At 71.3% G+C, this 13065-nt stretch carries 8 protein-coding genes; 5 read left to right on the top strand and 3 right to left on the bottom strand.

Annotated elements, in window-relative coordinates:
- Nucleotides 1-54: 54 nt before the first annotated feature.
- On the bottom strand, nucleotides 55-564 hold the full coding sequence (locus AC3ERT_RS12550) for a GNAT family N-acetyltransferase (RefSeq protein WP_335970958.1): 510 nt from the start codon (nucleotides 562-564) through the stop codon (nucleotides 55-57).
- A gap of 217 nt (nucleotides 565-781) precedes the next feature.
- Here AC3ERT_RS12550 and AC3ERT_RS12545 point away from each other — a divergent pair, with 217 nt between their 5' ends.
- Together AC3ERT_RS12545 and AC3ERT_RS12540 are read left to right on the top strand one after the other, a co-directional pair.
- Nucleotides 782-1777, top strand: coding sequence for a sigma-70 family RNA polymerase sigma factor (locus AC3ERT_RS12545; RefSeq protein WP_335970960.1), 996 nt, complete (start codon nucleotides 782-784; stop codon nucleotides 1775-1777).
- 118 nt (nucleotides 1778-1895) lie between these two features.
- Nucleotides 1896-2663 carry a VIT1/CCC1 transporter family protein gene (locus AC3ERT_RS12540; RefSeq protein ID WP_435131254.1) on the top strand — a complete coding sequence of 256 codons (768 nt, stop codon included), beginning with the start codon at nucleotides 1896-1898 and terminating at the stop codon, nucleotides 2661-2663.
- A gap of 76 nt (nucleotides 2664-2739) precedes the next feature.
- Here AC3ERT_RS12540 and AC3ERT_RS12535 read toward each other — a convergent pair whose 3' ends face one another.
- A complete protein-coding gene (locus AC3ERT_RS12535; RefSeq protein WP_435131252.1) occupies nucleotides 2740-3921 on the bottom strand; it encodes a PLP-dependent cysteine synthase family protein in 1182 nt (393 codons plus the stop codon).
- Nucleotides 3922-4034: 113 nt separating this feature from the next.
- On the opposite strand from AC3ERT_RS12535, the gene AC3ERT_RS12530 reads away from it, so the two are divergent.
- Together AC3ERT_RS12530 and AC3ERT_RS12525 are read left to right on the top strand one after the other, a co-directional pair.
- Entirely contained in the window at nucleotides 4035-4283 is a 249-nt protein-coding gene (locus tag AC3ERT_RS12530) for a hypothetical protein (protein ID WP_435131251.1), read from the top strand.
- 1516 nt (nucleotides 4284-5799) lie between these two features.
- A complete protein-coding gene (locus AC3ERT_RS12525; protein ID WP_335970968.1) occupies nucleotides 5800-6813 on the top strand; it encodes a helix-turn-helix domain-containing protein in 1014 nt (337 codons plus the stop codon).
- Nucleotides 6814-6995: 182 nt separating this feature from the next.
- On the opposite strand, the gene AC3ERT_RS12520 is transcribed toward AC3ERT_RS12525, so the two are convergent.
- Nucleotides 6996-11378: a carboxypeptidase regulatory-like domain-containing protein gene (locus AC3ERT_RS12520; RefSeq protein WP_435174018.1), complete on the bottom strand. Its 4383-nt coding sequence runs from the start codon at nucleotides 11376-11378 to the stop codon at nucleotides 6996-6998.
- A gap of 662 nt (nucleotides 11379-12040) precedes the next feature.
- Between AC3ERT_RS12520 and AC3ERT_RS12515 the strand changes: the two genes are divergently transcribed.
- Nucleotides 12041-12988: a glycoside hydrolase family 11 protein gene (locus tag AC3ERT_RS12515; protein WP_435174070.1), complete on the top strand. Its 948-nt coding sequence runs from the start codon at nucleotides 12041-12043 to the stop codon at nucleotides 12986-12988.
- Nucleotides 12989-13065 lie beyond the last annotated feature (77 nt).

Raw genomic sequence — 13065 nt, 5'->3', positions numbered from 1 at the left:
TTCAAAGAATCTCGTCGGCTGGCACCCCGGAGGCCGGGCGCCGGGGGCGAGCGGTCAGGTGAGCCGCTTCTCGAACCACGCCACGTCGTGATAGACGCCGAACTTGCGGCCCACCTCCTCGTACACGCCGACCTGCCGGAAGCCGAACCGCTCGTGGATGCGCAACGAGGCGTCGTTCGGGAGGGCGATGCCCGCGTACGCCCGGTGCACGTCCTCGCCCGCCAGCGCCTCGAAAAGGCGCCCGTAGAGCAACGTCCCGATACCGCGCCCGCACGCATCCCGCGCCAGATAGATGCTCGTCTCCACCGACGTCGCATACGCCGCCTTCGGCCGGAACGCGCTACTGGTCGCGTAACCGAGAATCCGTCCGCCCGAACCGGGTAGCCGAGCAACCATCAGCCGATGAGGGCCGTCTTCCGGATGGGAGAGCAACCACGGGCGGCGCTCGCCGGGCGTGACGGGAGTGACATCGAACGTGACGGCCGTCTCGCGGACGTAGTGGTTGTAGATGTCCGTCAGAGCCGTCAGATCGGCCTCGCCGCCTGGCCCGACCTGCACGTCCATACGATCTGCCACCGTGCGGCCTCTCTGTGTGGCGAAACAGGGTACTGCATGATCATAAAAAACGGGTGGCGACATGGGAATTGTGTCCGTATTCCAGTCGTTATCCAGAGTGGACGGGGCAGTCGCAGAACTGAGGAAGCCGCGCGACGCGGAAACCGGCGAGGCGGCTGAGCCCATCCGACAAACAGACCGACCGCACCTTCGAAAGGGAGCACGCATGGCAACCCGTGCCGTCGCCCGTCGTCAAGCAGGTGGGACCAGCAGCGTTCGCGCCGCAGGCGGGGAAGTCGCCGACCGCGACCTCGTCGGCATGTACCTCGACGAGATCGCGCGCACCCCGCTGCTCGACGCCGCCCGGGAGGTCGAACTCTCCCGCGACATCGAAGCGGGCGTCTACGCCGAGCGCATACTCGCCGCCGACGCCGACCTTCCCGCGTCCGCGGGCAGCGACGCCAAGCGGGAGGAACTCGAAGCGCTCGTCGCCGCAGGCGAACGCGCCAAGGACATCTTCATCCGCTCCAACCTGCGCCTCGTCGTCGCCGTGGCCCGCCGCTACCCGCGCAGCGGCCTGCCCCTGCTCGACCTGATCCAGGAGGGGAACGCCGGCCTGGTCCGCGCGGTCGAGAAGTTCGACTACGCAAAGGGCTTCAAGTTCTCCACCTACGCGACCTGGTGGATTCGCCAGGCCATCACCCGCTCCATCGCCGACCAGTCCCGCACCATCCGGTTGCCCGTCCACCTCGTCGAGGAACTCGGCCGCATCCGGCGCGTGCAGCGCGAATTCAACCGCGAGAACGGCCGCGACGCCGAACCCGCCGAGATCGCCACGGAACTCGGCTCCACCCCCGAGCGGGTCTCCGACGTCCTCGACTGGGCACGCGACCCGGTATCGCTGAACATGTCGGTCGATGCCGAGGGCGAGACCGAATTCGGCGACCTCGTCGAGGACGGCGCCGCGCCCTCGCCCGAGGACTCCGTCCTCGTCATGCTGCGCCGCGAGGAACTCGACGGCCTCATCGACCGCCTCGACGACCGCACCGCGTCCATCATCCGGGCCCGCTACGGCATCGTGGACGGCCGCGAGCGCACCCTCACCGAGGTCGGCAAGGAACACGGCCTCACCCGCGAGCGCATCCGCCAGATCGAGAAGCACGCCCTGGCCGACCTGAAGCGCATGGCCCGCGCCACCGGACTGGACTACGAAGCGGCGTAACCACCACCGTCACGCACCGCGTGACCCACAGACCCGGACCCCGGTGCATCCCCCCCCGCGCCGGGGTTCGGCCTGTCCTGCTGCCCACGGGCGGGCCCTGAATGAGACGCTGCCTGCCATGAGCGACGACCGCGCCGGTAACGACGAAGAACCCGACGCACCGGAAAAGTCCGGCCACCGTGGTGAACACCCCGGTGAGCCGCACCACACCGGTCTCGGAACCCGCCTGAACTGGCTGAGAGCCGCCGTCCTCGGCGCCAACGACGGCGTGGTCTCCACCGCCGGCATCGTCGTCGGCGTCGCCGGAGCCACCGACTCCCGTTCCGCGCTGCTGACTGCGGGCCTCGCTGGGCTGCTCGCCGGCTCGCTGTCGATGGCAGCCGGCGAGTACGTCTCCGTCAGCACCCAGCGCGACTCCGAACGGGCGGCCCTTGCCGTCGAACGCGAAGAGCTCGCGACGACTCCCCAGGCCGAACTCGCCGAACTCACCGGCCTGCTCGAAGAACGCGGTATCACTCACGACCTCGCCCAAGAGGTCGCCGAACAGCTCACCGCCCGCGACGCGCTGGGCGCCCACGCCCGCGTCGAGCTGGGCATCAACCCCGACGAACTCGCCAACCCCTGGCATGCGGCATGGGCGAGCTTCGTGTCCTTCACCGTCGGTGCCCTGCTGCCCCTGCTCGCCATCGTGCTGCCCCCGCAGGGCTGGCGCCTGGCCGTCACCGTCGTGTCCGTGGTCATCGCGCTGGTCGCGTGCGGCAGGATCAGCGCGGACCTCGGTGGCGCTCCGGCGCGACCCGCTGTCCTCCGCAATGTCGCGGGCGGTGTCATCGCCATGGCCGTCACCTACGCCGTCGGCACACTCCTCGGCGCCACGGGAGTCTGACACCCACCCAGACGTGGGCGTGCGCGCGTGTCGGTACGCCACCTACTGACGCGGCCACCGCGGGCCGAAAGGAAGTTCAGCCGCGTGAGCCATCCGCGCCGGGACTGTCCAGCTGCCCGGTACGCAGGAAGTTCTCCAGGCACTCCAGATACGGCGAGATGTCCATGCCCTGCTCCAGCAGCCACGCATCGGCGTAGTACTTCTCCACGTAGCGTTCTCCCGGATCGCACAGCAGCCCGACGACGCTTCCGCGCTCGCCGCGCTCACGCATCTGGGAGATGATCCGGAACGCGGCCCACAGACCGGTTCCCGTCGACGCCCCCGCGCGCCGCCCCAGGAGCCTCTCCAGGACGCGGACAGCAGCGACCGAGGCTGCGTCCGGAACCCGCATCATCCGGTCGATCGCGCCCGGCACGAAACTCGGCTCCACCCGCTGCCTGCCGATCCCCTCGATCCGCGAGCCGGCCGCGGTCGTCACGTCCGGATCGCTGTCCCGCCAACCTGGGAAGAAGGCCGAGTTCTCAGGATCAGCCACGCAGATGCCCGTCGTCGCCTGCGCGTACCTCACGTAGCGGGCCAGCGTCGCCGAAGTTCCCCCCGTCCCCGCCGTCGCCACGATCCAGGTCGGGATCGGATGGCGTTCCGACGCCATCTGCCTGAAGATCGACTCCGCGATGTTGTTGTTGCCCCGCCAGTCGGTCGCCCGCTCCGCGTAGGTGAACTGGTCCATGTAGTGGCCGCCGGTCTCCTTGGCCAGCCGGGCGGCTACCTCGTACACCTCGCTCGGGTTGTCCACCAGGTGGCACTTGCCCCCCTGGAACTCGATCAGGTCCACCTTCGCCCGTACTGTCCCGCGGGCCATAACGGCCACAAAGGGGACACCGATCAGACGGGCGAAGTACGCCTCCGAGACCGCCGTCGAGCCGCTCGAAGCCTCGATCACCGGGCGCCCCGGCCTGATCCAGCCGTTGCACAGGGCGTAGAGGAACAGGGACCGGGCCAGCCGGTGCTTGAGTGAGCCCGTCGGATGAGTCGACTCGTCCTTCAGATAGAGGTCGACGCCCCAGTCCGCCGGGAGCGGAACTGACAGCAAATGGGTATCGGCGGACCTGTTGGCGTCGGCATGGACTTTCGCCACAGCAGTGCTCAACCAGCGACGGTACTGGTGGTCGCTTCGGTCGATGTCCAGCACCTGCGCGGGCCCGCTTCGGGGCGGGAACGCTGCGGGCGGAGCCGGATTCTGCTTCGGAGTGTCCATGAGGCCAGGTATATCCGTCCGAATGCCCCAAACGGACACTTGGGGTATCTCTACGCGCCCTCTTGGGTGGGCGCTGCTCACGTGAGTCCCGCGCAGAGCCGTATCCTGGTGCCATGACCACAGGCGACGAGACCGGAAGCGAGCCGTTGCCGTCGGGCTCCCGGCCGGAAGTCGGCTCCTCCTCGGACGGCCCCTCTTCCGGTGGCGCGCCAACGCCTGCAGGTGCCGGCTTCGTCTTCGACGATCCGCTCGACCGGCCATCGGCCGACGACACCGACCGCGGCTGGGGCGATGCACCCGCGGACACGGCAGACGACGACTTCACCCGGTTCCTCAACGAGAAGCCGCCGCACCACATCTGAGCCAGCCCTGACCCGCTGCCGGAGGTGCCGATCTCCCCGGCCGCGCCGGACAGGCGTCCATGCCACCGCGCGGTCTGGTTGACGCGCTCAGCGGACGTCGGTGTGCGGCTGTGGGTGTGCTGAGCGACATCCGGGGCAGCCTCGTCGCATTGCGTTTCGGTGAGCGCGCCGGTCCGAAGTGCCTGGGCGTCTGCCGTGGGAACAGCGGCCTTTTCGGTGCGGTCGAGGTGCGGACGGTCGAGGTGTGCACGGCCGCTGTCCCGTACGGTCTTCTGTGAAAGGACCAGGACCCAGCGCGGTCCCTCATATCGAATGCTTCGACGAGGCGATCGACGTGCCCGCCTGCCACTCAGTTCGCGACAGTTCTGAAGGCGGGCGAGCCGGCCGGGGCGACGGTGATCACGTCCATGCGTCGGAGAATGCCGATCACCCTGAACCCGAGCGGAAGCGCCAGGGTGCTCCTCTCGCGCCGCTGTGGAGAACCGACACGCGTCATGGAGAGCGCCAGCGAAAGAAGCGGTACGACGGTCCTTCGCGAACAGATTCAGCACAGAGCCACCCCCAACGGAGACGCCGCGGCTGCTCCTGACAGTGCCGCTGCCGTACGGCGGGACACGGCCAGCACGATCAGCGCGCCGTCGCCCGCACCGGCGCCCTCCGGCGGGGCAGAGGCCGTCTGCCGCGACTGAGCCGGACTGGGCGGTACCGCTACGACCGTCACACGTGACGCCACCACCCGGGCACCGGCGAGCACGTCCACGCGCGCGCCAGGGCGCAGAAGGGCGGCCGCCTCCGAGTCGGCGATCCGTACGGGCGCCCGCACCAGTTGCTCAGCGGGCCTTGGAGGCGAGGAGGTCGCGGTCGACGGAGTTCCGCGTGGCGCGGCCCGCTCGTGTCGCGGGGAGGTGCCGTGAGTCGAGAGCACGGCGGCCAACACCGCCAGCACACCCAACCCCGTGGCAAGGTGCCGGCGCATGCGGCGCAATGCCGCGCCGAACCTTCCTCCACCGCGTCCGCCGGCGCAGACCGGAGGAAAGTCCGGCACAACGATGCGCGGTGGCGCGTACGGTCGAGGCGTATCCGACGAGGGCTTGGAATAGGGCTCGTCGGGAACGCATGCGGGGGAATCCGTGGGAGAGTTGGGGAAAGGCACGCTCGACACCGTCCTACGTGGAAAGAGGGCGCCGACCGAATCGAGCCGGCCCCTCCACGATGACGCATTTCCCGCAGCGCTGTTTCGACCCCTGTGGACAACCGGTGTCCGGTGGAAAACCGACTTCGTGACGTCTTCCAGCTTGCCGCCGATGAAGAGCGACGACTGCGGGATCGGGGCGCCGCCGTACCCGGCGAGGTCCGCCCGGTCCCGGTCCATGTTCCGCACGGGCGCAGGCCGGCACAGCCCGACACAGGCCAGGAGCACCGGGTGCACCGGGTACACCGGGTACGGGCCGGGGATGCTGAGGTACCGGGTTCAACCATGTCGCGCGCTGGGGCTACCTTTTGGGCGGAGGTGGCCATGCTCGAAGTTCTCGGACTCGATCAGCCGGCCGAAGCGCTGTACTTCGCCCTGGTCGACAACCCGCCCCTGCCGATCGAGGAACTGGCCCGCAGGACCGGGCTGGAGCCCGACGTGGTCGCCGGGGCGCTGGTCCGGCTGGAGGACGGCGGGCTGATCTCCCGGCTGCCGGGCACCCCGACCGGGTACACCGCGCTTCCGCCCGGCCACGCGCTGGAGGTGCTGCTGCTGGCCAGGGAACGGGACATCCAGCAGGTGCGGGCGCTGATCGAGCGGCTCGCCGAGCGGCACCGCGACGCCCGGCGCGACCGGGACTCGGCCTCGCTGATCGAGGTGATCACCGGCCGCGACGGCGTGGCCCGCTGCGGCCAGCAGTTGTTCCACCGCGCCGAGCGCGAGCTGCGCGGCATCGACGCGCCGCCCTACGCCGAGACCCGCGACGGCACCCGGGTGAACTCCGCGACGGTGATCGGCGGCCGCAGCGTGCGCAGCCGCTTCCTGCACGGCCGCGACGCGTTGGACGTGCCCGGCGCGATGGAGCGGGTCGAACTGGACATCGCCGCGGGCGAGGAGGTGCGCTTCCTGCCGCAGGCGCCGATGAAGCTGATCATCGCCGACGACCAGGCTGCGCTGATCCCGCTGCTGGCCACCCCGCAGGTGCTGGACTCCTGCATCCTGGTGCACCCCTCGGCGCTGCTCGACGCGCTTTCGGCGCTCTTCGAGTCGCTGTGGGCGCAGGCCCAGCCGTACATGCCGGACCGGCCGGCGTCGGTCGGGCCGAACGAGTTCGTCACGGAGGAGGAGCGGCGGATCATCTCGATGCTGGCGATGGGGATGGCCGACGAGACCATCGCCCGCCATCTGGGCATCGGCCACCGCACGGTGCAGCGCCGGGTGCAGGCGCTGCTCACCCGGCTCGGCGCGGCGAGCCGCTTCCAGGCCGGGGTGCTGGCCGCCAGCCGCGGGTGGTGGCGGCCGGAGCCGCCGGGAGCGCCGCGGGACCCGGCCGGCTGAGCAGCAGCCGTCCGGGCCCCGCGAACCGCCCGTGGCCGGGCGGGTGTTGCATGATCGGGAACGCCCGACGGACCCGAGTGTTCCGAGGCCCGAGCGCTCCACGGACCGGGCGTTCAAAGGTGCCCGAGCGCTCAGCGGACCTGAGCTTTCAGCGGACCTGAGCGCTCAGCCGACCGGCGCGCTCACAGGTGCGGCAAGGTGAAGTCCGCGCTCACCGCCCCCTGCGCCACCACCCGTACGGTGCTGGTCGCGGGCCGGTAGCCCGCGGCGGCCACGATCACCGTGAGAGGGTTGTCCTTGGCCGGCAGCCACAGTGCGTACCTGCCGTCCGTGCCCGTGGTGAGGGTGAAGTCGCCCTGCGCGGAGTTCACTTCGACCACCGCGCCGGCCAGCGGCGCGGTCGTGCCGTCGGCAGCGCGGCCGGTGACCGTGCCGTCGAGCAGCCCCCAACCGGCCGGAGCCACCACGGACATGGTGACCGGCAGCGACGGCGACCCGTACGGCGTGTCGCTGTCGACCAGCAGCGCCGCCCGGTGGTCGCCGAGGTCCGCGGAGGTCAGCGCACTGGCGTCCAGGGTGATTTTGACGGTGACCGAGCCGCCGGCCTTGACCGTCAGCTTCTTCGCCGAGGCCGCCAGCCACGGCACGTCGCCGTGTGCCTGGCCGTAGCCGGCCAGCTCCTGCACGGTCGCCTGCGGGATGTTGCCCGCGACCACGCCGCCGGTCACGTACCAGCCCGGCGCGGACGATGCGCCCAGCAGTGGCTGCGCCAGGTTCGGCAGCGCGGACCAGGAGTCGTCGGCCGGGTCGTACAGGTGCACCTCGTTGGTGAGTGCCGAGGCGCTGATCACCTGGCCGCCGGCCGTCAGCAGGTTGCCGCCCGCCGCGGTGCCGGTGCCGCCCCAGAAGTCGAACGGGGCGTCGGCGACCCGCTGCCAGGAGCCGGTGCCGGGGTCGAGTTTGTAGGTGTGGGCGGTGTCGGTGGGCGCCCCGTCGGCCGGCTGGTAGGCGCCGCCGGCGCAGTACGCGATGCCGTCGGCGGTGCCGCAGGAGGAGAAGGAGATCGGCTCGGGGTAGGGGGCGCCGGCCGACCAGGTGTCGGTGGCCGGGTCGTAGACCTGCACGTCGTTGTAGCCGCAGCCGAGCAGGTCGCAGCCGCCGACGAGGTAGAGCTTGTCGCCGATCACCAGCGAGCCGGGTGCGCCGTAGGGGTGCGGCAGGTCGGCGATCTGCGACCAGGTGTCGGTGGCGGGGTCGTAGACCTCGCCGCCGGCGATGGCCGCGCCCGAGGCGTCGCGGCCGCCGGTGACGTAGAGCTTGCCGCGGATGACGCCGTAGGCGGGGTAGATCCGGCCGGTGGTCGGGCTGCTGAGCGCCTTCCAGGTGCCGGTGGCCGGGTCGTAGGAGGAGAAGTCCTTGCTCCAGCGGCCGTCGGCCGTCTCGCCGAGCCCGGTGTAGAGCACGCCCTGGTCCACGGCGGTGAGCCCGCCGTAGACGGCCGTGGGCAGGTCGGCGAGCGGCTGCCACGCCTGGTCCGCGGCCGGCGCGGTGGCGGACGGGCCCGCACCGCCGCTCGCTCCGGCCGCCGTGCCCGCCTTCGTACCGTCCTTCGTGCCGTTCTCCGCTCCGGCCTTCGAAGGCGCTGCCGTGAACAGCCCGTTGGGGGTCAGCGCCGACGCCGTGCGGCGCACGGCGGGCCCGGCGGCGGCCGGCTTCGCCGTGCCGAGGTCCTGCTCGCCGAGCGAGAAGGTGGCCGGCGAGCCGCCGGTGTTCTTCACCTGGACCCGCACGGTCCGGCTGGCCCCCCACGGCACGTCGGCGGCCACCGACGAGACCGAGTAGCGCAGTTGGGCCGGGTGCAGTGCGAAGTCCGCGGTGGTGACGGCGTTCGCGGTCACCTTGGCCTTCGCGGTGACGTCCGGGTAGCCGAAGCCCGGTAGCCCGGCGGTGAGTTGCTGCTTGCCCGCGGCGGCGAACAGCCAGTACACGCCGTCCGGGACGGCAGGGTCGCCGGGGGAGGCGACGGTGTGCACGGCGTCCGAGGGCGCGTCCGCGGACGAGACGGTCGCGCCGACCACGCCGTCACCGGTGTTGGCGTCGGTGACCTGCCCGGCCAGCAGCCCGCCGGTGCGGGTGACCAGCGTCGGGGTGCCGACGGCCACGTTGTCGATCTGCCAGATGCCGGTCAGCGAGCCGGTGAAGTGGAACCGCAGCCGCACCGAGGACTTCCCGGCGTAGGAGGTGAGCGGCACCGTCTCGTGCGCGGGCCCGCCCACGACATCGGTGTGCTGCCACAGCGTGGTCCACGTCGACCCGCCGTCGGTGCTCGCGTCCACCGACGCGGTGAGGCCCGCCACCCGGTACAGCGCGGGCAGCGCGGTGTCGAACTGCAACTGCGGGTCCTTCTCCGCACTGAAGTCGTACGAAGGGCTGATCAGTTCGGTGTCGGCGTCCTTCCAGCCCAGGGCGTAGTCGTCGACCTCGGCGAACCGCCCGGTGCCGCCCGTCTGGTTGCCGCGGTTGAGCGGGTCGTCGAACTGCCAGCCGCCCGCGTCGGTGTTGTTCTTCACCGTCCAGCCGTCAGGGGTCGTGGAGTTGGCGAAGGACTGGAGCCCGCCGCCGTGGTACGCGACCTGGTAGCCCGGTGGCAGCGCGCCGGTGGTGTTCAGTGGCAGCGACAGGTCCGCGGTCTTCGGCCCCGCGCCGACCGCCACGGTGGCGTCGGCGGTCTTGTAGCCGGGGTAGAGGGCAGTCGCGTGCAGGGTGTAGGTCCGGTTCATGGGGACCTTCACCGTGTAGTGCCCGGTGGCCGGGTCGGTGAAGACCGTGCCGGGGACCCCGTCGAGGGTGACCTTCGCGTACACGCCCCAGCCGTGCCCGCCGCCGTCCTTGACCGTGCCGGACAGCGCCTGCGAGGGCACCGCGGTCAGCGCCGCGTCCTTGGTGAGCACGTCCCCGTCGGCGAGGTCCACCGTCCCGCCGTCGTCGTCGGCGTAGCCGAACGCGGTGACCGTCAGCGGGTAGGAGCCGGCCGGGATGTCCAGCGTCCAGCGGCCCTTGGCGTCGGTGGTCGTTTTGTACTGCCCGAGCGAGACCGTGGCCCCGGCGATCGGTTCCTTGGTGGCCGAGTCGGTGACGGTGCCGCCCACCGTGCCGTGCGGGCCGGGCCGGAAGGCCGCGGTGCCCTCGGGCGTACCGAGTCCGGTCGGCCCGTCGTACCCGGGCTGCGCCTGGCAGGTGTAAGCGGGCGTGCACTGCGGGGTGGTGCCGTAGCCGCACAGTGAACTGTCCGCGCAACTGGCGTTGTCGCCGCGGGTCACGTCGTTGAGCGACCCGGACCGCTCGTACGGGTACGACGACGGGTACGTGCCAGTGACAGGGGTGCCGGCCAGTGCGTACACCCCGGCGATGATCGGCGCGGAGGCGCTGGTGCCGCCGTAGACGTTCCAGCCCACGTCGGAGAAGGAGTTGTAGACCGCGACGCCGGTGGCCGGGTCGGCCACCGCGCTGACGTCGGCGACCGAGCGGCCGGCGCAGTCGACCGCCGACTGGGCCGGCGGTTTGGGCTCGACCGCGGAGCAGCCGGAGCCGCCCGCGCCCCAGTGCGGGCCGGCCGCGCCCTGCGTGACGCCGTTCCACACCGACTCGTCCCAGCCGCGGGAGCTGGAGTCGCGCACCAGGGAGGTGCCGCCGACCGCGGTCACGTACGGCGAGGACGCCGGGTAGCTGACGCCGTAGCCGTCGTCGCCCGAGCTGAAGACCACCGCGACGCCGGGGTGGTCGAAGTACGCGGAGTCGTACGCGAGATCGTCGGTGCTGTCGCCGTAGCCGCCCCAGGAGTTGGAGACGTACTGCGCGCCGAGCCCGACCGCGGTGTTCTCCGCGGTGCCCAGGTCGTCCGAGCCGGCCGAGTCGGCCTCCACCAGCAGGATGTGGGCCTGCGGGGCGACCGCGGAGATCATGTCGAGGTCGAGCGCGATCTCGGACGCCCAGCCCTCGTCGGAGGCGGGGTAGCCGGAGCCGCCGTACTCGTCCACCTTGCGGAAGCAGCCGTCGGTGCTGGTGCAGGCGGGCAGGCCGTACTGCGCCCGGTAGACCGCGAGGTCCGACTCGGCGTCGGGGTTGTCGTAGGCGTCGACCACCGCGATGGTCGCGCCCGCGCCGCCGTCGGCCGGCAGGTCGTACGCGTCGCGCAGGTCGGCCGGTGCGAAGCCGTCCGGGGCCGCGGCGGCACCCGAACTGTCGCGCCGCACGCCGAGGGAGGGGGTGCGGTCGGTACGCCGCAGCGCGAAGCAGCTGAAGTGGCCCGGCTGCGGGGTGCCGCAGGCCGGTTCGGCGCCGACCGAGCCGGCGCCCGTGCCGGAGCCGGAGTCGGAGCCGGCGCTGGCGCTGGCGCTGGAACCGTTGGCAGTGCCGCTCCCGGCGGAGGCCGGAATGGCGACGGCCTGCTGGGGGAGCAGCACCGCCAGGACGGCGAGGACGGCGAGGAGCGCGGCGGCCGCTGCCGCGGCGGCGGGGCGCGGCCGGGCGGTGGCCGGCCGGTCGGGTATGGGTCTGACTGGCAAGAGGACTCCCGGAGGTGGCGGGGGAAGCCGGCAACGTTGTCGGAGGGGGTGGTGTGGGGGGAGTGGCCAGCACAAAAATCCAGCGCGGGTGATCCGCCGGTCAATGCGGGTCCTTGGCGGCTTGCCGCCGTGTCGTGTTCGCGCCGGGAGCGCTCCCACACCAAACCGGACGCGTGCCGCGCGGCCGGTTTGGTGTGGGAGCGGGAGGGCGTCCGGGGAACCGACTCGGGGTGTGCCGTCGCATCTTCGTGAAGATCGGCGAAAGTTTCGAGAATTTAGCCCGACACCGAGTGCGCCATTCGCGCACCGCGGATCGCGTCCGCCGTGGCTCGTCTGTCCAATCCGGCCATTGATCAGGGACATTGGCGCGGCCGTGTTGTCGAACTGGCGGCGACTCTTTCGTAAATCATGCCGAAAGTGTTGACAGTCCGATGGGCCGGTTCAACACTGTTCGCCGTCACCGCGGGGCGCCCGTCGCTCCGTCGGGGCCGTGCTGCCTGACCCCCACGCCTTCACAAGGAGGAAGCACGCACATGATGAACCGGACACATGAAGCCCCCGCGGGCGGCGCCGTCGCGCCCCGCCCGGACGGCCGCAGAGCGGGCCTGTTCCGCCTGCTGCTCGGCACACTGTGCGCCGCCGCGCTCGTCGCCGCGGCCGCGATGATCCTGCCGGGCACCGCCAACGCCGACACGATCATCACTACCAGCCAGACCGGCACCAACAACGGCTACTACTACTCGTTCTGGACCGACGGCGGCGGCTCCACCTCGATGGACCTCGGCGCCGGCGGCTCCTACGGCACCTCCTGGAGCAACAGCGGCAACTTCGTGGCCGGCAAGGGCTGGGCCACCGGCAGCCGCCGCGCCGTCGACTACTCCGGCAGCTTCAACCCCTCGGGCAACGCCTACCTGTCGCTGTACGGGTGGACCACCAACCCGCTCGTCGAGTACTACATCGTCGACAACTACGGCACCTACCGGCCCACCGGCACCTACAAGGGCACCGTCACCAGCGACGGGGGCACGTACGACATCTACGAGACCCAGCGGGTCAACGCCCCCTCCATCATCGGCACCGCGACCTTCAACCAGTACTGGAGCGTCCGGCAGTCCAAGCGCACCGGCGGCACCATCACCACCGGCAACCACTTCGACGCCTGGGCGAGCCACGGCATGAACCTCGGCACCTTCAACTACATGATCCTCGCCACCGAGGGCTACCAGAGCAGCGGCAACTCCAGCATCACGGTGGACAGCGGCGGCGGCACCACTTCCGGCGGTACGAGCACCGGTGGCACCACCGGCGGCACCACCGGTGGCACCACCGGCGGGGGCGGCGGCAGCGGCTGCACCGTACAGTTCACGGCGGGCGAGCAGTGGAGCGACCGCTACAACCTCAGCATCGCTGTCAGCGGCTCCTCCGCCTGGCGCGTCACCGTGAACGTCCCCACCCCCGAGAAGATCATCGCCACCTGGAACATCAGCGCCTCCTACCCTGACGCCCAAACCCTCGTCGCCACCCCCAACGGCAACGGCAACACCTGGGGCATCACGCTCCAGACCAACGGCACCTGGACCTGGCCCACCGCCACCTGCACCACCGCCTGACCGCTGCCGAACCCTGTCGGACCCCGGCAACTCCGCCTCCCCCGCCCGGATTCCACGGGTGGGGGAGGAACCGGCGG

The sequence above is a fragment of the Actinacidiphila sp. bgisy145 genome (assembly GCF_057708125.1).
This window is presented reverse-complemented; position numbering and strand designations above follow the sequence as displayed.